Raw genomic sequence first — 22,759 nt, 5'->3', positions numbered from 1 at the left:
GGTGCATGCGCAAGGCGCTCAGATGGCTGCTGGCGCTCGTGGTGCTCATCGGCACCGTCAGCACGGCGGGCGCGGCCACCGCCGCCGAGCCGAAGGCCGTCGACATCAAGGACCGGCTGCTGTCCATACCGGGCATGAGCCTGATCGAGGAGAAGCCGTACACCGGTTACCGCTTCTTCGTCCTCAACTACACCCAGCCGGTGGACCACCGGCACCCGTCCAAGGGCACGTTCCAGCAGCGGATCACCGTGCTGCACAAGGACGTGAACCGTCCGACGGTCTTCTACACCGGCGGCTACAACGTCTCCACGAATCCCAGCCGGCGCGAGCCGACCCAGATCGTGGACGGCAACCAGGTCTCCATGGAGTACCGCTACTTCACACCGTCCCGGCCCGCCCCGGCCGACTGGTCCAAGCTGGACATCTGGCAGGCCGCCAGCGACCAGCACCGCATCTTCGAGGCCCTCAAGCCCGTCTACACGAAGAACTGGATCTCCACCGGCGGCTCCAAGGGCGGCATGACCGCCACCTACTACGAGCGCTTCTACCCGCGCGACATGGACGGCGTCGTCGCCTACGTCGCCCCCAACGACGTGGTGAACAAGGAGGACTCGGCCTACGACCGCTTCTTCGCCCGCGTCGGCACCAAGGAGTGCCGCGACAAGCTGAACGGCGTGCAGCGCGAGGCACTGGTGCGCCGGGCGCCGCTGGAGAAGAAGTACGCGGCGTACGCGGCCGAGAACGGCTACACCTTCTCCACCATCGGCAGCCTCGACCGCGCCTACGAGGCCGTCGTCCTCGACTACGTGTGGGGCTTCTGGCAGTACAGCACCCTCGCCGACTGCGACGGCATCCCGGCCGACGCCGAGAACGCCACCGACGAGGCGATCTGGGACTCCGTCGACACCATCTCCGGCTTCTCCGCCTACACCGACCAGGGCCTGGAGACGTACACGCCGTACTACTACCAGGCGGGCACCCAGCTGGGCGCGCCCACCATCCACTTCCCGCACATCGAGAAGAAGTACGTCCGCTACGGCTACCAGCCGCCGCGCAACTTCGTGCCCCGTTCGATCCCGATGAAGTTCGAGCCGTCGGCGATGCGGGACGTCGACACGTGGGTGCGGCACAACGCCCGCCAGATGCTGTTCGTGTACGGCGAGAACGACCCGTGGGGCGCCGAGCCCTTCCGTCTCGGCCACGGCGCGCGCGACTCCTACGTCATGACCGCGCCCGGCATGAACCACGGGGCGAACGTGGCCGGCCTGGTGCCCGACCAGAAGGCGTTCGCCACCGCCCGCATCCTGGACTGGGCGGGCGTCGCCTCCGCCAAGGTCCAGGAGAACCCGTCGGCGGCCGTGCCGCTGGCGGCGTTCGACGCCAGGCTGGACAAGCGGGACGTCGAGCGCGAGCCGGCGCTGCGCCCGTAGCACGACGGGCTGTGCCCCGGCCGCTCACCGGGGCCGGGCACAGCCCACCGGGCGGTTCCCGCCGAGCCGGACGTACAGCACGGCCGAGGCCGGGCAGTCCGCGCGGGCGGCGACCCTGCGCTCCCCGGCCCAGCGTGGCCCGCCGGGGCGGGCGCACGCCAGACGCGCGGGAGGCGCCGCGCACGGGGGACGGGAGCGCCCCCGTGCGCGTGCCGCGGGCCGCGCTACGACCGGTAGGTGAGCCCGTGCCCGAGCGGGAGGAGCACCGTGTCCGGGTCGTCCGCGCGCACCACCGGCACCGGCAGCTTCCCGCGCGGCCGCACCCGCCCGGCGATCACGCGGGCCGCCGCCCGCACCTCCACGTCGGTCCAGGAGTAGGCGGCCAGCACGGCGGGGACGCCGGGGAGGTGCGCGACGTCGTACGGGTTGCGCACGGCGACCGCGACGACCGGCCTCCCCGTCTCCAGCAGCCGCGTGACCAGCGTGCGCTGGCTGCTGCCCGCGGTGACGTTGTACGTGGCGACGACCACCGCGTCGGCGTCCCGGGCCGCGGCGACGGCGCGGTCGGTCACGGCGGCGGAGGGGGCGGTGCCGGTGGACAGGGCGGTGGCGGTGAAGCCCAGCTCCGTGAGCGCGTCCGCGAGGACCTGGGTGGGCGGCCCGGTCGTGCCGGACGGCGAGGCCGGATCGGCGCCCACCACCAGCAGCTTGCGGTGGGTCCGGCGGGACAGCGGCAGCAGCCGCCCCTCGTTGACCAGCAGGGTGGTGGTCCGCTCGGCGATCCGGTCGGCCGCGGCCAGGTGCCCCCGGGTGCCGACGGTCCGGCCGACGTCCCGGCGGCTGGTGTACGCGTCCCGGAACAGCCCCAGCTTGGCCTTCAGCCGCAGCACGCGCAGGATCGATTCGTCGAGCCGCGCCTCGGTGAGTTCGCCGTCCTTCACGGCCGTCAGCACGGCGTTCCAGGCGAGCGGCAGGTCCGGCGGGTTGAGCAACTGGTCGACGCCCGCCCGCAGTGCCAGCACCGGCACCCGCGCGTCGCCGTACTTCGTGCGCACGCCCTCCATGCCGAGCGAGTCGGTCACCACGACCCCGTCGTAGCCCAGCTCCTCGCGCAGGATGCCGGTGAGGATGGGGCGGGAGAGGGTGGCCGGATCGCCGGAGTCATCGAGCGCGGGGACCATCAGGTGGGCGGTCATGATCGCGTCGATGCCGGCCTCGATCGCCGCGCGGAAGGGCGGGGCGTCCAGCTTCTCCCACTGCTCACGGCTGTGCGTGATGACCGGGAAACCGGTGTGGCTGTCGGTGGCGGTATCGCCGTGCCCGGGGAAGTGCTTGGCGCACGCGGCGACGCCGGAGCCCTGGTACCCCGTCACCTCGGCGGCCACCAGCCCCGCCACCGCGTCCGGGTCGGCGCCGAAGGACCGCACGCCGATGACGGGGTTGGCCGGGTTGACGTTCACGTCGGCCACGGGGGAGTAGTCCTGACGAATGCCCAGGGCCTGCAGCTCGGCGCCCGCGATCCTGCCGAGGGCACGGGCGTCGGAGTGCGACCCGCCCGCCCCGACGGCCATCGCGCCCGGGAAGAGGGTGGCGGGCGCGCCCACGCGGGCCACTATGCCGTGCTCCTGGTCGGTGGAGATCAGCACCGGCAGACCGCGCGGCTGCTCCAGGGACGCCTTCTGGATGCCGTTGGACAGGTCGGCGATCTGGTGCGGGTCGCGGGTGTTGTGCGCCCAGGCGAAGTAGATGATGCCGCCGACCCGGTACTTGGCGATCAGCTCGGCCGCGGTGCGGACGCCGATCTCCTTCAGGTTGGCGTCGATGTCCGCCTGGTCCGGGTCGGTGGCGGAGTGGCCGTAGACCCGCATGACGAAGAGCTGGCCGACCTTCTCCTCCAGCGTCATGCGGGAGATGAGGGCGCGGAGCTTGTCGTCGTCGGGCCTGCGGGCGTCGGCGTACGCCGTGCCGCCCCCGGCCGCGAGGGCCGCGGTGACGACCGCGGTGGCGGTGAGGACGGTGCGTCTGGAGGGCTGTGCGGTGCTTCCCGTGCCGGCCGTGCTGCTGTGGTGCACGTGCGCTCCTTCCGGAGGGCTGGTGAAGGAAACTGCCAAGGAGTCACCAATATCCGGGAAGTTTCTGCCAGTCAAGGGACCGCACAGAGGCCAAGCGCTTAGAAGGCGCTTGCTCCAAGCTGCACGGGTCAAGCGGAGCCGGCCGGTGTCGTCGGAGCGGTGTGGGCCGAGGCGTCCGGCCAGTGGGCCCGCAGGGCGCGGACCGTTTCCGCGATCGCCGGGCGGCGTGCCGCGCCCGTGCGCCACAGGGCGTACAGCCGCCGTACCGGCATCGGGTCGAGCGGCACCTCCACCACCCCCGCGGGCAGCGGGCCGCGCCCCAGCCGGGGGATGAGCGCGACGCCGAGACCGGCGGCGACCAGTGCGACGAGCGTGGGGTTCTCGTCCGCCTGGTGGACGATGTCCGGCTCGTGCCCGGCGCCCCGCAGCGTCCGCATCAGCCAGTCGTGGCACACGCGCCCGGGCGGCTGGCAGATCCACCGCTCCCCGCCCAGCTCCGACCGCCGGACCGCCCTCCGCCCCGCGAGGCGGTGTCCCTCGGGCACCAGCAGGTCGCACAGGTCCTCCCCGATCGGCGCCTGCTCCACCCCGGCCGGTGCCGGCAGCGGCGCGATGTCCCAGTCGTGCGCCACCACCAGGTCGACCGCTCCCTTGGCCACCAGGTCCACGGACAGGTGCGGGTCGACCTCGTTGAGCCGTGCGTCGAGCGCGGGGTGGCGTGCCGCCAGGTCGGCCAGGACGGACGGCAGCAGTCCGCGCGCCGCCGACGCGAACGCGGCGATCGTCAGCCGCCCCGAGGGCACCCCGCGCCGCTCCTCCAGCCGGGTCTCCGCCCGCTCCACGAGGGCCAGCAGCTCACCCGCCGTGTCGACCAGGTGCCAGGCGTCGTCGGTGAGCCGCACCCCGCGCCCCTCCCGCTCCAGGAGTACCGTCCTGGTCTCCCGCTCCAGCTTGGCGATCTGCTGGGACACGGCGGACGGGGTGAAACCGAGCGCGGCGGCTGCCGCCCCGACGGTCCCGTGCACGGACACGGCGTGCAGGGCGCGCAGTCGCTGGAGGTCGAGCACGAGGGGCTCCCGGGGGCGAGACGAGGGCGGGAAGCATTAGCGGTACTTCATCCAACCATGCAGCAATCATCGCTGGTGCTACACGGTCCCTCGGGCCGATCCTCGACGCATGCGACCTTCCCACCTCCTCCTCGCCGTGCTCGTCGCCGCCGTCTGGGGCGTCAACTTCACGGTCGTCGAGATCGGCCTCGACCACTTCCCGCCGCTCCTCTTCTCCGCCCTGCGCTTCCTGGCCGCCGCGCTGCCCGCCGTCTTCCTGGTGGGCCCTCCCAAGGTGGCCTGGAAATGGACCGTGGCGGTGGGACTGGTCCTCGGCGTGGCCAAGTTCGGCCTGGTCTTCGTGGGCATGGACGCCGGCATGCCGGCCGGGCTGTCCTCCCTGGTGCTGCAGATCCAGGCGGTGTTCACCGCGGTGATCGCCGCCGCGGTCCTGCGGGAACGCCCCTCCCGCGTCCAGGCCCTGGGCATGCTGGTCGCGGTGGCCGGTATCGGCGTGGCGGCGGTCGACGAGGGCACCTCGGGACCCCTGGGAGCGTTCCTGATGGTGGTCGGCGCCGCGGCGGCCTGGGGCGTGTCCAACGTCCTGACCCGCAAGGCGTCCCCGCCCGACGCGCTCAACTTCATGGTGTGGGTCTCCACCGTCCCCGTGCTGCCCCTGCTGGCCCTCTCCCTGCTCACCGAGGGTCCCGCCGCGGACCTCGCCGCCCTGCGCTCCCTCGACTGGCAGGGCGCGGGCACGATCCTCTTCGTCGCCTGGGTCTCGACCGTCTTCGGCTTCGGCGCCTGGGGTCTGCTGCTGCGCCGTCACCCCGCCTCGACGGTCGCGCCGTTCTCGCTCCTGGTCCCGGTCTTCGGCATGTCCTCGGCGGCCCTCTTCCTCGGCGAGCCGGTGACGCCCCTGCGCTGGTGCGCGGCGGCGCTGCTGGTGGGCGGGGTGGCGCTGACGACCCTCACCCGCGCCGGTCGCGGGCGCACGCCGGACCGGCTCGCGGCCCGCTCCCCCCACGGGACCCGGAAGGTGATCACCGGGGCCCGCCCGCAGCCCGAAGCTGGACGGCCCCCCGCCCCGGCCGAAGAATCCGTCGGGTGACGTCCGCGCCGCCGGGCAGGCCGGGTCTGGAAGGTCCGCTCACGCCGCGTCCGTGAGCAGCCGGGCGAGGTGCTCGCGGCCCTCGGTGAGCAGCCCGGGCAGCGGGGCGGCCGACTCGTACCACCGCTTCTCGTACTCCCAGCACAGCCAGCCGTCCCACCCGTGCCGGGACAGCACGTCGACCACCTCGGTCAGCGGCAGCACCCCGGCGCCCAGCGCCAGCGGCGTGGTGTCCTCGGCGGAGGCGATGTCCTTGACCTGGACGTAGCCCAGGTGCGGGGCGAGCGCCGCGTACGACTCGAAGGGCTGCTCCCCGCCCAGCCAGGTGTGCATCACGTCCCACAGGGCGCCCGCCTGCCGGTGTCCGACCAGCCCGAGGACGCGCATCGCGTCGGCGCCCGTGCGGTGCGAGTCGTGGGTCTCCAGCAGGATGCGCACGCCGGCTTCGGCGGCGTACTCGGCGGCCGTGCCCAGCCGCCGCGCGGCCGTCGCGTCGGCCTCCTCGGCACTCTGCTCGGTGCCGCCGCCGGGGAAGACGCGGATGTACGGGGCGCCCAGGTCGCGGGCGAGGTCGAGCAGACCGCGGATCTCGGCGAGCACGGCGTCGTCGTCCCCGGGCGAGGCGACCCGCGCGTACCCCGCGAGCCCCAGGGGTTCGATCCCGGCCGCCTTGAACTGGGAGGCCACGGCGGCCCGTTCGTCGGGGCCCAGGCCCGGGTGGACCGGTTCCTCGGGATGGGCGCGCAGTTCGACCCCGTGGTAGCCGTGCGCGGTCGCGAGCCCGAGCACGTCGGTCAGGGGCATTCCGGGGACACCGAGAGTGGAGAACGCCAGCTTCATGCCCACGGAGCGTACCCGCGATGACCGACTTCACCTGTCGACGCGGGCCACGAATCCACCCCGGTCGCCGGTGGACACGGGCCGGCCGCACCGACTGTCGCGCAGGCCGGCACCATCAGCCCGTCCGGCGTTTGAGGACGAGGCCGTTCAGGCCGAAAGGGGGGTCTGGGGGCGCAGCCCCCAGGGCGGCCCACACCGACGCGGGCCCACCGCGTCACCAACGGTCCGTTTCACCCCCGCGGCCGTCCGGAGGACCCCCGCACCATCAACTCCCCCCGCACCGTGGCGATTCCCCCCACCGGCGCGTCCTCCCGCCCCATCGCGACCCGGCCCGCCCGCGCCCCCGCCTCCGCCAGCGGCAGCCGCACCGTCGTGAGCGCGGGCACCGCGTCGATGCTGAACGGCAGGTCGTCGAAGCCCGCCACGGACACGTCGTCCGGGATCCGCAGCCCCGAGTCGCGCAGCGCCGCGCACGCGCCCAGCGCGACGGTGTCGTTCGCGGCGACGACGGCGGTCAGCGTCGGGTCCCGGCGCAGCAGTTCCAGCGTGGCCTCGTACCCCGCCTGCCGGTCGTAGCGGCCGTGGACCGTCCAGCGGGGGTCCTCCTCGATGCCGTGCGCGGCGAGCGCCGCGCGGTGGCCCTCCAGCCGGTGCCGGGTCGTGGTCCGCTCCTGGGGCCCCGCGATGTAGCCGAGCCGGCGGTGCCCGAGTCCGATCAGGTGCTCGGTCAGTTCCCGTCCGCCGCCGCGGTTGTCGAAGGTGAGCGCGATCGCCCCGGTGTCCGGTGCGGGCGGCCGCCCGCACAGCACCACCCGCGTCCCCGCCTCCGTGAGCCTGCGCAGCTTCGCCGCCACCGCCGCCTGGTGCGCACCGTCCTCCATCGCACCGCCGGTCAGCACCACCGCCGCCGCCCGCTGCCGCTGCAGCAGCGTGAGGTAGGTCAGCTCCCGCTCCGGGGTGCCCCCGGTGTTGCAGACCACGGCGAGTCTCTCGCCGCCGGCCCTGCCGCCGGGACCGCCGATCTCGGACTGGACGGCGCCGGCCATGATGCCGAAGAACGGGTCGGCGATGTCGTTGACGAGGATGCCCACCAGGTCGGAGGTGGCCGCCGCCAGCGCGCTCGCGGGGCCGTTGAGCACGTAGTCCAGCTCGTCGACGGCCTTGAGCACCCGGTCCCGGGTCGAGGCGGCCACGGGGTAGTTGCCGTTCAGTACGCGCGACACGGTCGCGGGGGAGACCTGGGCGCGGGCCGCCACGTCCGCCAGTGTCACCGTCATGTTCTCGTCCTCCGCATCGCGCGTGTGAGCCGAACACCGTCCGGGGTGACCTTACGGCCACCGCCCGCCGTCGTTCGCCCCCTCGAACAACTCACCCGAACCGCGGTCTTGTCCAGACCACCGTTCACAGGCTAGCTTCGTTCTACATAGAAAGCGCTTGCTGTACGGCTCGAACTCGATCCGGGGCTCGCGGCACGGCTCGTACGAAGGGAATGACGTGACACGCAAGACGGTGCGTATCGCCATGAACGGTGTGACCGGGCGCATGGGCTACCGCCAGCACCTGGTCCGCTCCATCCTGGCGCTGCGCGAACAGGGCGGCCTCGACCTCGGCGACGGCACCGTGCTGTGGCCGGAGCCGGTCCTGGTCGGCCGCCGGGAACACGCGCTGCGGGCGCTGGCCGAGCGGCACGGACTCGACCACGTCTCCACGGACCTGGACGCGGTCCTCGCCGACGACAGCATCGACGTCTACTTCGACGCCCAGGTGACCTCGGCCCGCGAGGAGGCGCTCAAGAAGGCGATCGCCGCGGGCAAGCACATCTACACCGAGAAGCCGACGGCCACCGGCCTCGACGGCGCCCTGGAACTCGCCCGTCTGGCCAACGCGGCCGGCATCAAGCACGGCGTCGTCCAGGACAAGCTCTTCCTCCCCGGCCTGCTCAAGCTCAAGCGCCTGATCGACGGCGGCTTCTTCGGCCGGATCCTGTCCGTGCGCGGCGAGTTCGGCTACTGGGTCTTCGAGGGCGACTGGCAGGAGGCCCAGCGCCCGTCGTGGAACTACCGCGCCGAGGACGGCGGCGGCATCGTCGTCGACATGTTCCCGCACTGGGAGTACGTGCTGCACGAGCTGTTCGGCCGCGTGAAGTCCGTCCAGGCCCTGACCGCCACCCACATCCCCGAGCGCTGGGACGAGAAGGGCAAGCCGTACGACGCCACCGCCGACGACGCCGCCTACGGCGTCTTCGAGCTCGACGGCGGCACGATCGCCCAGATCAACTCCTCCTGGGCGGTCCGCGTCAACCGCGACGAACTGGTCGAGTTCCAGGTCGACGGCACCGAGGGCTCGGCCGTCGCGGGCCTGCGCAACTGCCGCGTCCAGCACCGCTCGGCCACCCCCAAGCCGGTCTGGAACCCGGACATCCCCGCCACCGAGGTCTTCCGCGACCAGTGGCAGGAGGTCCCCGACAACGGCGAGTTCGACAACGGCTTCAAGGCCCAGTGGGAGCTGTTCCTCAAGCACGTCTACGCCGACGCCCCCTACCACTGGGACCTGCTGGCCGGCGCCCGCGGCGTCCAGCTCGCCGAACTGGGCCTGAGGTCCTCCGCGGAGGGCCGCCGCCTCGACGTACCGGAGATCGGCCTGTGACCCTCCACCTGCCGAACCCCGACGGCACCACGCGCGCCTACACCCCCCGCGCCGAGCCCCCGGCCGTTCCCGGGGCGGGCGGAGGAAGCGCTTTCACCTCCCGTACGGTCTTCTCCGCCGCGCACGTCGTCGCCGACCCGTACGCCGACACCACCCCCGACGGGCCCGCCGCCGTCGACTGGGACGCCACCCTCGCCTTCCGCCGCCACCTGTGGTCCCACGGGCTCGGCGTCGCCGAGGCGATGGACACCGCCCAGCGCGGCATGGGCCTGGACTGGGCCACGGCGGCCGAACTGATCCGCCGCTCCGCCGCCGAGGCGAAATCGGCCGGCGGCCGCATCGCCTGCGGAGTGGGCACCGACCAGCTCACCGCGACGGCCACCACCACACTCGCGGACGTCCGGTCGGCCTACGAGGAACAGCTCGCCGTCGTCGAGGAGTCGGGCGCCCAGGCCATCCTGATGGCCTCCCGCGCCCTCGCCGCGACCGCGAAGGGCCCCGAGGACTACCTGGAGGTCTACGGCCACCTGCTGCGCCAGTCCGCCGAGCCGGTGATCCTGCACTGGCTGGGCCCGATGTTCGACCCGGCCCTGGAGGGCTACTGGGGCTCGTCCGACCTGGACGCGGCCACCGACACCTTCCTGGAGGTCATCGCCGCCCACCCCGACAAGGTCGACGGCATCAAGGTCTCCCTCCTGGACGCCCAGCGCGAGATCGACCTGCGCCGCCGCCTGCCGCGGGGCGTGCGCTGCTACACCGGCGACGACTTCCACTACCCCGAGCTGATCGCGGGCGACGACCAGGGCTTCAGCCACGCCCTGCTCGGCATCTTCGACCCGCTGGGCCCGCTGGCGGCACAGGCGGTCCGCGTCCTCGACACCGGGGACACGGAGGGCTTCCGCGCCCTGCTCGACCCCACGGTCGAACTCTCCCGCCACCTCTTCCAGGCCCCCACCCGCTACTACAAGACGGGCGTGGTCTTCCTGGCCTGGCTGTCCGGCCACCAGAGCCACTTCACCATGGTCGGCGGCCTCCAGTCGGCCCGCTCCCTGCCGCACTTCGCCCGCGCCTACGAACTCGCCGACGGCCTGGGCCTGTTCCCGGACCCGAAGCTCGCCCAGGAGCGCATGCGGACCCTGCTGAGCCTGTACGGAGTGAACCAGTGAGCGATCCCGGCCTGACCCGCTTCAGCATCAACCAGATGACGGTCAAGCAGCTCTCGCTGCCCGAACTGACCACCGCCTGCCGCGAACTGGGCATCGGCAACGTCGGCCTGTGGCGCGAGCCCGTCCAGGCCTACGGCGTCGAGGCGGCCGCCAAGCTGGTCCGCGACGCGGGCCTGCGGGTCACCACCCTGTGCCGCGGCGGGTTCCTCACCGCGACCGACCCCGGCGAGCGCGCCGAGGCCCTGGCCGACAACCGCCGCGCCGTCGACGAGGCCGCCGCCCTCGGCACCGACACCCTGGTCCTGGTCTCGGGCGGCCTCCCCGCCGGCGACAAGGACCTCCGCGCGGCCCGCGAGCGCATCGCGGACGCGCTGGCGGAGCTGGGCCCGTACGCCGAACAGCACGGCGTACGCCTGGCCATCGAGCCGCTGCACCCCATGTTCGCCTCGGACCGCTGCGTGGTCTCCACCCTCGCCCAGGCCCTGGACCTCGCCGAACGCTTCCCGGCCCAGCAGGTCGGCGTCACCGTCGACACGTACCACATCTGGTGGGACGACCGGGCGCCCGAGCAGATCGCCCGGGCCGGCGCGGGCGGCCGCATCCACACCTTCCAGCTCGCGGACTGGACGACGCCGCTGCCCGAGGGCGTCCTCAACGGCCGCGGCCAGATCGGCGACGGCGCGATCGACATGCGGGAGTGGAAGGGGTACGTCGAGGCGGCCGGGTACACCGGCCCGATCGAGGTCGAACTCTTCAACGACGCCCTGTGGGCCCGGGACGGGCGGGAGGTGCTGGCGGAGACGGCGGCACGGTTCGCCGCGCACGCGGGAGACGGGGCGGGGGCCGGCTCCGGCTCCGGCTCCGGCTCCGGAAAATAGTCCCGGCGGCCGTGCAACCCTCGCACGGTCCGGCGGGTCGTACCTGGCATCGGAACTTCCGTGGGGGTACCCGGGGGGGAATCCCGGAGTTCCGAAGGGGAGGGGAAACCGAAGGGGCCCGGTCGTCGACCGGGCCCCTCCGACGTTCTCCGCGTGCTCAGAAGAAGACCCCGCACCGCAGCAGCACGTTCGCGTAGGGACGGGCCTCGCCCGTGCGGACGATCAGACGTGCGCCCGCCGACAGCTCCTTCAGCCGCTCGTGCGGGACGAGTGCCAGCGTGGGGAAGTGCCCGTCGAGCAGCGCGGCGGCCTCCGCGTTGGCCCCCCGGACCTCCGCCGCCGCGGTCGCGCCCTCGATCACCAGCTCCGCCAGCAGGCCGTCCAGCACCTCGGCGAAGGACGGCACCCCGGCCCGGAAGGCCAGGTCGACGACGCGCGGACCGTCCGGGACGGGCATGCCCGCGTCGCACACCAGGACCCCGTCCCCGTGGCCGAGTTCGGCGAGGGCGCCCGCGAGATGCCGGTTGAGTATGCCCGCCTTCTTCACAGCGCCTCGGCCTCCGCGGCCGTCGGGTACGACTCCTGCGCCCCCGCCTTCGTGACCGCCGCCGCGCCCACCCGGGCCGCGTAGGCCGCCGCGTCGGCGAGCGACTCGCCGGTGCCCAGCCGCCAGGCCAGCGCCGCGGTGAACGCGTCACCGGCGCCGGTGGTGTCCACGGCGTCCACCTTCACGGACGGCACCCGGGTCACACCCCCGGCCGCCGACGCGACCAGCGCGCCCTCGGCCCCCAGGGTCACGACCACCGAGCGCGGCCCCTTGGCCAGCAGGATGCGGGCCCAGTCCTCGGGCCGCTCGCCGACGAGGGCGTCGCCGAGGATCACCTTCGCCTCGTGCTCGTTGACGATCAGCGGGTCGCACGCCGCCAGCACCTCCTGCGGAAGCGGCTGCGGCGGAGACGGGTTCAGCACGAACCGGCTGCCCGGTGCGAGCGAGCGGACCACCTCCGCCACCGTCTCCAGCGGGATCTCCAACTGCGTGGAGACCACCCGGGAGGCGTGGAAGAGGCTGGCCGCCGCCCGCACGTCCCCCGGCGCGAGCCGGCCGTTGGCGCCGGGCGAGACCACGATGCTGTTGTCCCCGGACGGGTCGACGGTGATCAGCGCGACGCCGGTCGGCGCGCCGCCCACCAGGACGCCGACCGTGTCGACGCCGGCCGCCCGCTGCGAGTCCAGCAGCAGCCGCCCGTAGTCGTCGTCGCCGACCCGGGCCAGCAGGGCCGTACGGGCACCGAGCCGGGCGGCGGCGACGGCCTGGTTGCCGCCCTTGCCGCCCGGGTGGACGGCCAGGTCGGAGCCGAGCACCGTCTCGCCGGCCCCCGGCCGCCGCTCGACACCGATCACCAGGTCGGCGTTGGCCGACCCGACGACCAGCAGGTCGTAGTCGTACATCAATCGTTCTCCGATTCGAGTGGTTCCCGCTGGATTCCGCGAGGCTCCGACGGCCGGTCTCAGCCCTCGAAGCCGGCCACGTTCTCCTTGGTGACGACCTTCACGGGCACCTTCACCGTCTGCTCCACCTTCTTGTCCTCGGCCGCCCGCAGCGCGTTCTGTACGGCGATCCTGCCCAGTTCCCTCGGCTGCTGCGCGACGGACGCGTACAGCGTCCCCGCCTCGACCGCCTTCAGCCCGTCCGGCGTGCCGTCGAACCCGACGACCTGCACGGACTTCCCGGCCTTGGCGCCCAGCGCCTTGATCGCGCCCAGCGCCATCTCGTCGTTCTCCGCGAAGACGCCGTCCACGGCGGGGTGCGCCTGGAGCAGGTTGGTCATCACGTCCAGGCCCTTGGTGCGGTCGAAGTCCGCGGGCTGCTTGGCGACCACCTTGATGCCCGGGTACGCCTTCAGCCCGGCCGCGAAGCCCGCCCCGCGCTCCCGGCTGGCGGAGGTGCCGGCCTGGCCCTGGAGGATCACGATGGTGCCCTTGCCGCCGAGCTTCTCGGCGAGCGCCTTGGCGCCCAACTGCCCGCCCTCGACGTTGTCGGAGGCGACCAGCGCGGACGTCTGCGCCTTGTTGACGCCGCGGTCCACGGCGATGACGGGGATGCCGTCCTTGTTCGCCGCGCGCACCGAGGGGCCGGCCGCGTCGGAGTCCACCGGGTTGACGACGACCGCGGACAGGCCGCCGCTGACGAAGTTCTGCAGCTGGTTGGCCTGCTGGGAGGCGTCGTTCTGGGCGTCCGTGACCGTCAGGTCCACGCCCAGCTTCTTCGCCTCCTCCTCGGCGCCGTTCCTGATCTGCACGAAGAACGGGTTGTTGAGCGTGGACAGCGACAGCCCTATCTTCTGGTCCTTGCCGCCGGAGGAACCGTTGTGCAGCAGCGAGGTCGCGCCGACGACGGCCACCGCGACGACCGCCGCGATCACGTAAGTGAGCGCCTGCCTGCCCCGGTTGCCGCCCCCGGAGGCCCCGGCGGCCACGGGCGTCGCCCCGGCCTTGCGGCGCAGCGTGTCGAAGAGCACCGCCAGCGCGATGACGACGCCGATGACGACCTGCTGCCAGAACGCGGACACCGACAGCAGGTTGAGGCCGTTGCGCAGCACCGCGAGGATCAGCGCGCCGATCAGCGTGCCCGACGCCTTGCCGGTGCCGCCCGCCAGCGAGGCGCCGCCGATGACGACGGCGGCGATGGCGTCCAGCTCGTAGCCCTGCGCGGCCTGCGGCTGCGCGGAGGAGAGCCGGGAGGCGAGGACGATGCCCGCGGCGGCGGCGAACAGGCCGGAGAAGGCGTAGATGGCGAGCTTCTGCCGCTTCACCCGCAGCCCGGACAGCCGCGCGGCCTCCTCGTTGCCGCCGATGGCGTACATGGACCGGCCGATGTAGGTCCGGCCGAGTACGAAGGCGGTGATCAGCCCCATCACGATCATCACGAGCACCGGCACCGGCAGCCACCCGCCGAGCGTGTCGCCCAGGTGCGAGACCGAGTCGGGGAAGGCGATCGGCGAGCCCTGCGAGATGACCAGCGACAGACCGCGGCCCACCGAGAGCATGGCGAGCGTCGCGATGAACGGCGGCAGCTTCCCGTACGAGATGAGGAAACCGTTCACCAGACCGCACGCGATGCCGGTCAGCACGGACAGCAGCACCGCCAGCACGACCGGCATCCCGGCCTCGGTGGCGCTCCAGGCCAGCACGGTGGCCGACAGCGCGGCGACCGAACCGACCGACAGGTCGATGCCCGCCGAGACGATGACGAAGGTGACGCCGAAGGCGAGGATCGCGGTGACGGCGGCCTGGACGCCGACGTTGAGGAGGTTGTCGGCGGTCAGGAAGTCCCCGGACAGCGCCGACATGGCGATGACCAGGACGATCAGCGCGGTCAGTGCGCCGTTGTCGAGCAGCAGGCGGCGCAGCCCGCCCGTGGCGCCCTGCGCGCCCGGCTTGCTCTTGAGCGTGTCAGTGGCCACGGGAGGCCTCCGTTCCGTCCGTTCCGTCGGTGTGGGGGGAGTCGCTGGTGTGCGTGCTGACGGCGAGTGCCATCACGGCGTCCTGGGTGGCCCGTTCGGCGGGGAGTTCGCCCGCGACGCGGCCCTGCGCCATGACGACCACGCGGTCGCTCATGCCGAGCACCTCCGGCAGGTCGCTGGAGATCATCAGTACGGCGGCACCGGCGGCCGTCAGTTCGTTGATGAGCTGGTAGATCTCGACCTTCGCGCCGACGTCGATGCCGCGCGTCGGCTCGTCGAGGATCAGCACCTTGGTGTTCGCCAGCAGCCACTTGCCGATGACGACCTTCTGCTGGTTGCCGCCGGACAGGGTGCGCACGTGCTGTCCGAGCCCGGCCATCCGCACGCCGAGCTGCCCGGCGATGCGCTCGGCCGCCGCGTGCTGCCCCTTGAGGTCGACGAGTCCCGCGCGGGCGCTCGACCGCAGGGTGACCAGCCCGAGGTTCTCCGCCACGGAGGCGTCCAGGACGAGCCCCTGCCCCTTGCGGTCCTCCGGCACGAGCCCGATCCCGGCGGCCATGGCGGCGTTCACGTCGTGCCGGCGCAGTGGTGCGCCCGCGACGTGCACGGTCCCGGCGTCGTACGGATCGGCGCCGAACACCGCCCGCACCACCTCCGTCCGCCCGGCCCCGACCAGACCCGCGATGCCGACGACCTCACCGGCCCGCACCTCGAAGCCCACGTCGTGGAAGACGCCGTCGCGGGTGAGCCCCTCCACCTTGAGCAGGGGCTCACCGGCGTCGGTGCGCTCGCGCGGGTACTGCTGCTCGATCGACCGCCCGACCATGAGCCGGACCAGTTCGTCCTCCGGGGTGGAGGCGGGCACCTGTCCGACGCTCCTGCCGTCCCGGATCACGGTGACCCGGTCGCCGAGCGCGGCGATCTCCTCCAGGTGGTGGGTGATGAAGACGATCCCTACGCCGTCCTCGCGCAGCCGCCGCACGATGGTGAACAGCTTCTCGACCTCCTCGGAGGTCAGGACGGCGGTCGGCTCGTCCATGATGAGCACGCGCGCGTCCAGGCTGAGCGCCTTGGCGATCTCGACCATCTGGAGCCGGGCGATGCCGAGTTCGCGCACCCGCGCACGGGGGGAGACGTTGACGCCCACCCGTTCCAGCAGCACCTCCGCGTCGGCCTCCATCCGCTTCCGGTCGATCATGCCGAACCGGCGCGGCTGGCGGCCCAGGAAGATGTTCTCGGCGACCGTGAGATCGGGGACGAGGTTGAACTCCTGGTAGATGGTGGCGATCCCGAGGCGCTCGGAGTCCTGCGCACCGTGGATGCGCACCTCCTCGCCGCCGGCCAGGATCCGCCCGGCATCGGGCGTGTAGGCGCCGGAGAGCATCTTGATGAGTGTGCTCTTGCCCGCGCCGTTCTCACCGAGGAGCACGTGCACCTCGCCCCGGCGCAGGTCGAAGTCGACGCTGTCGAGCGCGACCACACCGGGGAAGGTCTTGCGGATGCCCTCGATGCGCAGCAACTCGTCCGGACTGCGGCTGCTCACGGCGTACTCCTTCGTACGGGGGAGGGTGACTGGTGGGGGGTGGTGCCGTCCGGCTCGCCGCACGAGCGGCGCACGACGAGCCGGGCCGGAAGGGTGACGGACGCACCGGCCCGCCCGGCGATCCGCTCGACCAGCGCGCGTACGGCGGCCCGTCCGAGGTCCCGGGTGGGCTGGGCGATCGCGGTGACCGGCGGACCGGTGTGCAGGAACCAGGGGATGTCGTCGAACGCGGCGAGCCCGATGTCCTCGGGGACCCGCAGCCCGCGCGCGCGTACGGCGTCCAGCGCGCCGAGCGCCATCAGGTTGTCGGCGGCGAAGACGACCTCGGGCGGCTCGGGCAGGTCGAGGAAGCCCTCGGTGACCCGGCGCCCGCTGCCGGCCTGGAAGTCGCCCTGGCCGATGTAGGCGTCGGGGAGGGGAAGCCCGTACGCGGCCAGCGCCTCGCGGAAGGCGTCGACGCGCTCGCGTCCGGTCGTGGTGGCGGCGGGGCCGGCGATGATCGCGAGCCGCCGGTGCCCGAGCCCGTGCAGGTGCGCGACGAGATCCCGTACGGCAGCCCGCCCGTCCGAGCGGACGACCGGCACGTCCACGCCGGGGATCCACCGGTCGACGAAGACCATCGGCGTCCCGGCCCGCGCCGCCTCCAGCATGCGGGGGGAGCCGCCGTCGGTGGGGGAGACGAGGAGCCCGTCGATCCGCCGGTCGAGCAGCGTCGTGACGTGGTGGTCCTGGAGATCGGGCCGCTCGTCGGCGTTGCCGATGATGACGCTGTAGCCGAGGGCGCGGGCCTCCTCCTCGACGGAACGGGCCAGCTCGGTGAAGTACGGGTTCATGACGTCGCTGATGACCAGGCCGAGGGTGCGGGTCTGGTCGGTGCGCAGCGACCGGGCGACGGCGTTGGGGCGGTAGCCCAGCGTCTCGACGGCGGCCAGCACGCGGGCGCGGGCGGCGGGGCTGACGGACGGGTGGCCGTTGAGCGCCCGGGAGACCGTGGCGACGGACACGCCTGCCTCGGCGGCGACGTCCTTGATGCTCGCCATCGTCGTTCCACCTCCTCGTGGAATCGATTACACGGAGGATTGGAAACGATTACACGGACGGATTCAAGGGGTCGGCCGGGGCCGAGACGGAATCGTGACCGGAGAAAGGGGCGGCACCCGGGGCGATGTCGCCCCGGGTGCCGCCCCGACCGCTTGCGGCAGTCAGCCCACCGCCGCCGCGAACATCCCCACCTCGTACGAGCCGCCCTTCTGGTGCGTGATCACGGCGAGCCGGTTGGCCGCGTTGATCATGGCGACCAGGCAGATCAGCGCGGCGACCTGGTCGTCGTCGTAGTGCTTGCGCACCAGCGCCCACGTCTCGTCGGACACGCCCTCGTGCGCGTCGGCGAGCCGGGTGCCCTCCTCGGCGAGGGCCAGCGCCGCCTGCTCGGCCTCGGTGAACACCGTGGACTCGCGCCAGGCGGCGACCAGGTGCAGCCGGACCGCGCTCTCCCCGGCGGCCGCGGCCTCCTTGACGTGCATGTCGATGCAGTGGCCGCAGCCGTTGATCTGACTGGCCCGCAGCGAGACCAGTTCCTGCGTGGCCTTCGGCAGCGGCGACTCGTGCATCAGCATGCCCATGCCGGCGAACCGCTTCGTGAACCGACCGGCGAACTCGTTCTCGAACAGATTGAATCGGGTGTCCATGATCTCGTCCTCGCTCTCGATGCCTCGGTGCCTCGGTGACGCACACAAGACCCCGCCGACCCGCACCCTGTGACAGGACGCGGACGTGACCCAGGACACCGCCGACGGGTGTCACAGAACCCCGGCGGCCGGTGTCCCGTGCACGGGACACCGCCGGAACGGAACGAACGGGAGAAGCTGGTGACCAGCGACAACAGCAGCCGCGAACAGGACGAGACGACCGGCGGGGGCGCGGCCGCGGACGCGGCCACCGAGGATTTCGTCGCGCACCGCAACCTGCTCTTCACGGTCGCCTACGAGATGCTCGGCTCGGCCGCGGACGCCGAGGACGTCCTCCAGGAGACCTGGCTGCGGTGGGCGGGAGTCGACCTCGGCACGGTGCGCGACCGCCGCGCGTACCTGGTCCGCATCACCACCCGCCAGGCCCTGAACCGACTGCGCACGCTCGGCCGCCGCAAGGAGTCCTACGTCGGCTCCTGGCTGCCCGAGCCGCTGCTCACCACGCCCGACGTGGCCGAGGACGTCGAGTTGGCGGACAGCGTGTCGATGGCGATGATGCTGGTCCTGGAGACCCTGGCGCCGGTGGAGCGGGCGGTGTTCGTCCTGCGCGAGGTGTTCGACCTCGGCTACGACGAGATCGCCGAGGCGGTGGAGAAGAGCCCCGCCGCCGTCCGGCAGATCGCGCACCGGGCCCGCGCGCACGTGGCGGCCCGCCGCCCGCGCGGGGAGGTCACGACGGCCGAGTCCCGCCGGGCGCTCGCGGCGTTCCGGCGGGCGGTGGAGACGGGCGACCTCCAGGGCCTGCTCGACATCCTCTCCCCGGACGTCGTCCTGCTCGGCGACGGCGGCGGCATCAAGCAGGCCGTCCCGCGGCCCGTCGTCGGTGCCGACAAGGTGGCCCGCCTCATGCTGGGCGGCCTGGGCAAGCTGGACATGGAGGTGAGGATGGAACCGGCCCAGGTCAACGGACACCCCGCCCTGGTCGTCCGGCTCGACGGCGAGCTCGACACCGTGGTGGCGGTGCGCTTCGACGAAGGCCGCATCACCGGGCTCTACGCGGTGCGCAACCCGGAGAAGCTGGCGTACATGCGTGAGGAGGCGACCACCCTGAGCCGGTGAGCGCCCGGGTCACCGGGGCTCCGGGAGCGCCTCTCCCGTCTCCAGCAGCGTCTTGAGGCCGGCCATCAGGGCCGGCCAGCCGTGCTGGATCATCTCGCGGACGGTGCTGCCGGGCTCGAACCCGTCGTGGACGACGGTCAGTTTCACCGAGCCGCCGCCGAGGTCCTCGATGTCGAAGGCGACCTTCGAGCGCCGCTCGGCGGAGAGCCCGGCGAGGGTCTCGTCGTCGACGCCGTTGGCCGCCGCCCACTCCGGCGTGAAGGTGTGCCAGGTGTACGACAGCCGCCGGGGCGGGTCGGACTCCAGCACGACCTGCTCGGGGTGGGCGGTCTCGGCCCCCCGCTCCCGCCACACCACGGGCGACCCGGCCGCCCAGTCGGTGCCGAACTCCAGCCCCCAGTAGCGGCGCGTGAAGGCCGGGTCGGTGAGCCCCTGCCACACCTGCTCCGGGGTGGCCCTGATGTAGGTCGTGTAGACGAACGCGTTGCTGTCCATGGCGGTGTCCTCCAGCGCGTGCTTGAGGTCGGCGAGTGCGCGCACCCGCTCCCGGTCGTAGCGGCTGATCCAGCGTTCGGCGATGGCGTTGATCGGTCCGGCGTCGAGGTAGTGCAGCTTCTCCCGGCCCCGCCGCACGGTGGTGACCAGGCCGGCCGCCTCCAGCACCGCCAGATGCTTGCTGACCGACTGCCGGGCCATGTCCAGCCCGGCGCACAGCTCGCGCAGACTCTGCCCGTTGCGCGCGTTCAGGCTGTCCAGCAGCCGTCGCCTGCTGCCGTCGGCCAGCGCCTTGAAGACCTCGTCCATCTCCGCCCCTCTGACATGCAGCCTATTGGCTGCCTTTCACGATAGGCAGCCATTCGGCTGCATGTCAAAACCCGCTACCGCGATGCGGGCCGGGAGCGGGAGACTTGCCTCATGGCGGACATGGGGGAGCTTCGGAAGGCGATCACCGCGTGGGCGGCCGGTGGCCCCGGCGCTCCTGCGCAGGACCTGGCCGACCGGCTGCTCGTCCACACCGCCGTCCTCCTCGAAGGACCGAGCGACGTGGCGGCCGTCGACGCGATGGCCGCCCGGCACGGCCGGGACCTCGCGGCGGAGGGCGTCTGCGTCCTCCCGATGGGCGGCGCGATGAACGTCGGCCGCTTCGCCGGCCTCCTCGGGCCCTCGGGCCTGGACCTCCGCCTCGTGGGCCTGTGCGACGAACGGGAGCAGGACTTCTACGTCCGGGCCCTCGAACGCGCCGAGGCGTCACCGCAGGGCCTGTTCGTGTGCGCGGCCGACCTGGAGGACGAGCTGATCCGCGCGCTGGGCGTGGGCACCGTGACTCGACTCGTCGAGGCGGAGGGCGAGTCACGCCGCCTCCAGACCTTCCTCCGGCAGCCCGCCCAGCAGGGCCGTGCCGCCCAGCAGCAGCTCCGCCGCTTCCTCGGCACCAAGGCGGGCCGCAAGATCCACTACGGCCGCGTCCTGGTGGAGTCCCTGGAGCCGTCCCGGACGCCGGCTCCACTGGCGGGGTTGTTCGCGGCGCTGTGACGGCCGCCGTCACGCCGCCGACAGCTCGCACCACACGTACTTCCCTCGGTTGCCGTGTCTGGCCAGCGGATGCCATCCCCACACGTCCGCGCAGGCCCGCACGAGCGCCAGCCCCCGCCCCTCCTCCAGCTCCGTCACCCTCTCGAACCGCGTGGGCGGCTCCGGCGGTTCGGGGTCCGCGTCCCACGCCCCGATCCGCAGCGTGCCCGGCGGCGACCAGCGGATGCGGAGGGCGGCGGGGCCCTTGGTGTGCCGTACGGCGTTGGAGACCAGCTCGGTGGCGAGCAGTTCGGCCACGTCCACGAGGCGGATCAGGCCGTGCATGGTGAGGACCAGGCGGAGGGTGCGGCGGCTGATGGTGACGGCACGCAGGTCGTTGGGGATGTAGAGGGAGTACTCCCAGGGTTCGTTTTCGGGCATGCGGGACTCCTCGTGGAGGGCGGTGGGGTGAGAGCGGGCCCGGTGTCATTGCCGCAGCCGTCGTGGCAGGACGGGGCGGTGCGCTTCCGGTGGCCGGTGTCGCACGGTGTGCGTCGCGTCACCGACGGTAGACCTTAAAGTTTCGGCGGAGCAAGCCGGTCGCGTAATCTTCACCCCGAACGAGTCGTGTCAGCAGACGCGTTGAGGTGAGGAGCGGCGATTGCCGACGAGGCGTGAACCGACGGCGCGGCAACTGCGCCTGGCGGTGGAACTGCGCAGGATGCGCGAGGCGGCCGGCCTCACCGCTCGGCAGGCGGCGAGCATGCTTGGCGTAAGCAACGTTCAGATCAGCCAGATCGAGTCAGGGCTGTCGGGGGTCAGTGAGCAGCGGCTCCGGCGCCTGGCATCTCACTACGCCTGCACGGACGAGGCCCTCGTCGATGCCTTGGCGGAAATGGCCACTGACCGCACGAAGGGTTGGTGGGAGGAGTACCGAGGACTGCTGCCCACGCCGTTTCTGGATCTGGCGGAGCTGGATCACTACGCGGCCTTCCAGCAGGACGTCGCCGTCCTCTATGTGCCCGGCTTGTTGCAGACGGAGGACTACGCCCGGGCCGTCTTCTCGTCGAGGATTCCCGAACTGACCAGTGAGGAGTTGGAACTGCGTGTGCGTCACCGTCTGACGCGGCAGAGGAAGGCCGCGTTTCCTCACGACATCGTGATCCACGAGTCGGCACTCCGTATCAGGGTGGGCGATCGTGCCGCCACGCGGTCTCAGCTCGTACACCTCCTGGAGGCTTCCGAGTCCGACCGTGTCACCTTGCGGGTCATCCCGTTCGATCTGGACGGGTTCGCCAGGGCCTCAAGCACGATGACGTACGTCGGCGGGGTTGTACGCAAGCTGGACACGGTGGCGCGCGACGCTCCCCATGGCGCGTTCCTCATCGACTCCGAGGCCCAACTCGGCGCCTATCGAACGCGCTTCCGTAAGGTGGAGGAGGTCTCGCTCAACCCGGATCGATCGCGTGACTTCATCCACCGGCTGACGAAGGAGCTGTGAGCACCCATGGGCAACTGGCGTAGGTCGTCGTACTCGGGCGAGGGCGACGGCAACAACTGCGTGGAGATAGCCACGTCGGCCACTCACGTCGCCGTTCGTGACAGCAAGACCCCCGCCCGAGCCACCCTCACCTTCCCCCGCGCCGCCTTCACCCGCTTCCTCACGACGGTGAAGGAGACGGAGGGAACCCCGCCTCCCCGCTGACCCAGCACACCTCCCCGGGGCTGCCGTCGCCCACGTCGAACTGGCAGCACTCGGCACCGACGGCGGCGGCGAGGCCGGTGAACGTCTCCCTGATGCTCGCCGACCGCTCGAACAGGCGGCTGATGCCCGACGTCGGCGCCCAGAACTCCAGGGCGGTGTACCCGGGGTCCAGGAAGGACGCGAACCGGACCGTCAGGTAGACGTACCCGATCCGTACCCGCCCGTTCCGCTCGGGCGGCAGACCGTACGACTCCGCGTACGCACGCACCGCGTCGTCGACCGGGAACATGAGGGACGTGTCCAGCTCCAGCGTGTCGCGCCCGGAGCAGTCGACCGGCTCGCTGCCGAAGCCGGACGTGAACGGCAGGACGACCCGCTCGCCCCCGGGCAGCGTGACGTCGAGCGGGGGCACGTCCCGGTTCGGGGGCGCCAGCCCGGCCACGGCGGTCAGCGCCCCCGCGACGCGGCGAGGGCGCAGGAAGATGTCGTAGCCGTAGCTCAGCCCCATGATTTCCCCTCCGCAGACCGGGTCGCACCGC

At 72.5% G+C, this 22,759-nt stretch carries 22 protein-coding genes; 9 read left to right on the top strand and 13 right to left on the bottom strand.

The annotated features are described in order from the left end of the window. The first annotated feature begins 5 nt into the window (after nt 1–5). Complete coding sequence (locus Sdi02f_RS24455; RefSeq protein WP_030400052.1) at nt 6–1,430, top strand: S28 family serine protease; 1,425 nt, start codon at nt 6–8, stop codon at nt 1,428–1,430. A 224-nt stretch (nt 1,431–1,654) separates the two neighbouring features. Here Sdi02f_RS24455 and Sdi02f_RS24450 read toward each other — a convergent pair whose 3' ends face one another. Next, the gene (locus Sdi02f_RS24450) at nt 1,655–3,502 is read right to left on the bottom strand and encodes a glycoside hydrolase family 3 protein (RefSeq protein ID WP_108934017.1); all 1,848 of its coding nucleotides are present in this window, start codon (nt 3,500–3,502) and stop codon (nt 1,655–1,657) included. Nucleotides 3,503–3,630: 128 nt separating this feature from the next. Then, the gene (locus Sdi02f_RS24445) at nt 3,631–4,569 is read right to left on the bottom strand and encodes a LysR family transcriptional regulator (protein ID WP_030400050.1); all 939 of its coding nucleotides are present in this window, start codon (nt 4,567–4,569) and stop codon (nt 3,631–3,633) included. Between the two features lie 109 nt (nt 4,570–4,678). On the opposite strand from Sdi02f_RS24445, the gene Sdi02f_RS24440 reads away from it, so the two are divergent. After that, nucleotides 4,679–5,659 carry an EamA family transporter gene (locus tag Sdi02f_RS24440; protein WP_108934016.1) on the top strand — a complete coding sequence of 327 codons (981 nt, stop codon included), beginning with the start codon at nt 4,679–4,681 and terminating at the stop codon, nt 5,657–5,659. A gap of 39 nt (nt 5,660–5,698) precedes the next feature. Here Sdi02f_RS24440 and Sdi02f_RS24435 read toward each other — a convergent pair whose 3' ends face one another. Both Sdi02f_RS24435 and Sdi02f_RS24425 read right to left on the bottom strand, forming a co-directional pair. Beyond that, nucleotides 5,699–6,499 carry a sugar phosphate isomerase/epimerase family protein gene (locus tag Sdi02f_RS24435; RefSeq protein WP_030400048.1) on the bottom strand — a complete coding sequence of 267 codons (801 nt, stop codon included), beginning with the start codon at nt 6,497–6,499 and terminating at the stop codon, nt 5,699–5,701. 230 nt (nt 6,500–6,729) lie between these two features. Beyond that, entirely contained in the window at nt 6,730–7,776 is a 1,047-nt protein-coding gene (locus Sdi02f_RS24425) for a LacI family DNA-binding transcriptional regulator (protein ID WP_030400047.1), read from the bottom strand. Nucleotides 7,777–7,993: 217 nt separating this feature from the next. Between Sdi02f_RS24425 and Sdi02f_RS24420 the strand changes: the two genes are divergently transcribed. The 3 genes from Sdi02f_RS24420 to Sdi02f_RS24410 are packed head-to-tail and all read left to right on the top strand — an operon-like array spanning nt 7,994 to nt 11,189. After that, the gene (locus Sdi02f_RS24420; RefSeq protein ID WP_030400046.1) at nt 7,994–9,145 is read left to right on the top strand and encodes a Gfo/Idh/MocA family protein; all 1,152 of its coding nucleotides are present in this window, start codon (nt 7,994–7,996) and stop codon (nt 9,143–9,145) included. Continuing rightward, entirely contained in the window at nt 9,142–10,311 is a 1,170-nt protein-coding gene (locus Sdi02f_RS24415; protein WP_053639077.1) for a dihydrodipicolinate synthase family protein, read from the top strand. Before Sdi02f_RS24420 ends, Sdi02f_RS24415 begins: the two co-directional genes overlap by 4 nt. Then, nucleotides 10,308–11,189, top strand: coding sequence for a sugar phosphate isomerase/epimerase family protein (locus Sdi02f_RS24410; protein ID WP_031084143.1), 882 nt, complete (start codon nt 10,308–10,310; stop codon nt 11,187–11,189). The genes Sdi02f_RS24415 and Sdi02f_RS24410 overlap by 4 nt, the downstream gene beginning before the upstream one ends. Before the next feature lie 157 nt (nt 11,190–11,346). Here Sdi02f_RS24410 and rbsD read toward each other — a convergent pair whose 3' ends face one another. The 6 genes from rbsD to Sdi02f_RS24380 form a co-directional block, all read right to left on the bottom strand. Then, entirely contained in the window at nt 11,347–11,736 is a 390-nt protein-coding gene (rbsD, locus tag Sdi02f_RS24405; RefSeq protein ID WP_030400043.1) for a D-ribose pyranase, read from the bottom strand. Beyond that, nucleotides 11,733–12,638, bottom strand: coding sequence for a ribokinase (locus Sdi02f_RS24400; protein ID WP_030400042.1), 906 nt, complete (start codon nt 12,636–12,638; stop codon nt 11,733–11,735). The genes rbsD and Sdi02f_RS24400 overlap by 4 nt, the downstream gene beginning before the upstream one ends. A gap of 59 nt (nt 12,639–12,697) precedes the next feature. Continuing rightward, on the bottom strand, nt 12,698–14,653 hold the full coding sequence (locus tag Sdi02f_RS24395) for an ABC transporter permease/substrate-binding protein (protein WP_108934014.1): 1,956 nt from the start codon (nt 14,651–14,653) through the stop codon (nt 12,698–12,700). Further along, a complete protein-coding gene (locus Sdi02f_RS24390; protein WP_031184529.1) occupies nt 14,643–16,196 on the bottom strand; it encodes a sugar ABC transporter ATP-binding protein in 1,554 nt (517 codons plus the stop codon). The genes Sdi02f_RS24395 and Sdi02f_RS24390 overlap by 11 nt, the downstream gene beginning before the upstream one ends. Beyond that, on the bottom strand, nt 16,193–17,236 hold the full coding sequence (locus tag Sdi02f_RS24385) for a LacI family DNA-binding transcriptional regulator (RefSeq protein WP_030400039.1): 1,044 nt from the start codon (nt 17,234–17,236) through the stop codon (nt 16,193–16,195). The genes Sdi02f_RS24390 and Sdi02f_RS24385 overlap by 4 nt, the downstream gene beginning before the upstream one ends. Nucleotides 17,237–17,398: 162 nt before the next feature. Beyond that, on the bottom strand, nt 17,399–17,884 hold the full coding sequence (locus Sdi02f_RS24380) for a carboxymuconolactone decarboxylase family protein (protein ID WP_030400038.1): 486 nt from the start codon (nt 17,882–17,884) through the stop codon (nt 17,399–17,401). 180 nt (nt 17,885–18,064) lie between these two features. Here Sdi02f_RS24380 and Sdi02f_RS24375 point away from each other — a divergent pair, with 180 nt between their 5' ends. Next, a complete protein-coding gene (locus tag Sdi02f_RS24375; RefSeq protein WP_372503494.1) occupies nt 18,065–19,003 on the top strand; it encodes an RNA polymerase sigma-70 factor in 939 nt (312 codons plus the stop codon). 9 nt (nt 19,004–19,012) lie between these two features. Here Sdi02f_RS24375 and Sdi02f_RS24370 read toward each other — a convergent pair whose 3' ends face one another. Then, a complete protein-coding gene (locus tag Sdi02f_RS24370; protein WP_031084129.1) occupies nt 19,013–19,807 on the bottom strand; it encodes an ArsR/SmtB family transcription factor in 795 nt (264 codons plus the stop codon). Nucleotides 19,808–19,918: 111 nt separating this feature from the next. Between Sdi02f_RS24370 and Sdi02f_RS24365 the strand changes: the two genes are divergently transcribed. Continuing rightward, entirely contained in the window at nt 19,919–20,536 is a 618-nt protein-coding gene (locus tag Sdi02f_RS24365; protein ID WP_053639072.1) for a TOPRIM nucleotidyl transferase/hydrolase domain-containing protein, read from the top strand. 9 nt (nt 20,537–20,545) lie between these two features. Here the strand turns inward: Sdi02f_RS24365 and Sdi02f_RS24360 are convergent, their stop codons facing one another. Further along, nucleotides 20,546–20,956 carry an ATP-binding protein gene (locus tag Sdi02f_RS24360; protein WP_031184531.1) on the bottom strand — a complete coding sequence of 137 codons (411 nt, stop codon included), beginning with the start codon at nt 20,954–20,956 and terminating at the stop codon, nt 20,546–20,548. Nucleotides 20,957–21,176: 220 nt separating this feature from the next. Between Sdi02f_RS24360 and Sdi02f_RS24355 the strand changes: the two genes are divergently transcribed. Beyond that, entirely contained in the window at nt 21,177–22,016 is an 840-nt protein-coding gene (locus Sdi02f_RS24355) for a helix-turn-helix domain-containing protein (protein ID WP_031084123.1), read from the top strand. 6 nt (nt 22,017–22,022) lie between these two features. Further along, nucleotides 22,023–22,220: a DUF397 domain-containing protein gene (locus Sdi02f_RS24350; protein WP_108934013.1), complete on the top strand. Its 198-nt coding sequence runs from the start codon at nt 22,023–22,025 to the stop codon at nt 22,218–22,220. On the opposite strand, the gene Sdi02f_RS24345 is transcribed toward Sdi02f_RS24350, so the two are convergent. Further along, nucleotides 22,177–22,728 carry a hypothetical protein gene (locus Sdi02f_RS24345; protein WP_053639071.1) on the bottom strand — a complete coding sequence of 184 codons (552 nt, stop codon included), beginning with the start codon at nt 22,726–22,728 and terminating at the stop codon, nt 22,177–22,179. The two genes, Sdi02f_RS24350 and Sdi02f_RS24345, sit on opposite strands and share 44 nt — an antisense overlap. Nucleotides 22,729–22,759: the final 31 nt, after the last annotated feature.

The organism is Streptomyces ardesiacus, assembly GCF_003112575.1.
GTDB lineage: Bacteria > Actinomycetota > Actinomycetes > Streptomycetales > Streptomycetaceae > Streptomyces > Streptomyces ardesiacus.
The sequence above is the reverse complement of the archived record's forward strand: the minus strand, read 5'-3'. Positions and strand labels throughout refer to the sequence as shown.

Excerpts from the sequence above, each read along its gene's own strand:
- Sdi02f_RS24380 (WP_030400038.1), bottom strand. The coding sequence starts at position 17,884 with ATGGACACCCGATTCAATCTGTTCGAGAACGAGTTCGCCGGTCGGTTC.
- Sdi02f_RS24350 (WP_108934013.1), top strand. The coding sequence starts at position 22,023 with ATGGGCAACTGGCGTAGGTCGTCGTACTCGGGCGAGGGCGACGGCAAC.
- Sdi02f_RS24385 (WP_030400039.1), bottom strand. The coding sequence starts at position 17,236 with ATGGCGAGCATCAAGGACGTCGCCGCCGAGGCAGGCGTGTCCGTCGCC.
- Sdi02f_RS24425 (WP_030400047.1), bottom strand. The coding sequence starts at position 7,776 with ATGACGGTGACACTGGCGGACGTGGCGGCCCGCGCCCAGGTCTCCCCC.
- Sdi02f_RS24365 (WP_053639072.1), top strand. The coding sequence starts at position 19,919 with ATGGCGGACATGGGGGAGCTTCGGAAGGCGATCACCGCGTGGGCGGCC.
- Sdi02f_RS24400 (WP_030400042.1), bottom strand. The coding sequence starts at position 12,638 with ATGTACGACTACGACCTGCTGGTCGTCGGGTCGGCCAACGCCGACCTG.
- Sdi02f_RS24435 (WP_030400048.1), bottom strand. The coding sequence starts at position 6,499 with ATGAAGCTGGCGTTCTCCACTCTCGGTGTCCCCGGAATGCCCCTGACC.
- Sdi02f_RS24345 (WP_053639071.1), bottom strand. The coding sequence starts at position 22,728 with ATGGGGCTGAGCTACGGCTACGACATCTTCCTGCGCCCTCGCCGCGTC.
- Sdi02f_RS24370 (WP_031084129.1), bottom strand. The coding sequence starts at position 19,807 with ATGGACGAGGTCTTCAAGGCGCTGGCCGACGGCAGCAGGCGACGGCTG.
- Sdi02f_RS24360 (WP_031184531.1), bottom strand. The coding sequence starts at position 20,956 with ATGCCCGAAAACGAACCCTGGGAGTACTCCCTCTACATCCCCAACGAC.
- Sdi02f_RS24455 (WP_030400052.1), top strand. The coding sequence starts at position 6 with ATGCGCAAGGCGCTCAGATGGCTGCTGGCGCTCGTGGTGCTCATCGGC.
- Sdi02f_RS24440 (WP_108934016.1), top strand. The coding sequence starts at position 4,679 with ATGCGACCTTCCCACCTCCTCCTCGCCGTGCTCGTCGCCGCCGTCTGG.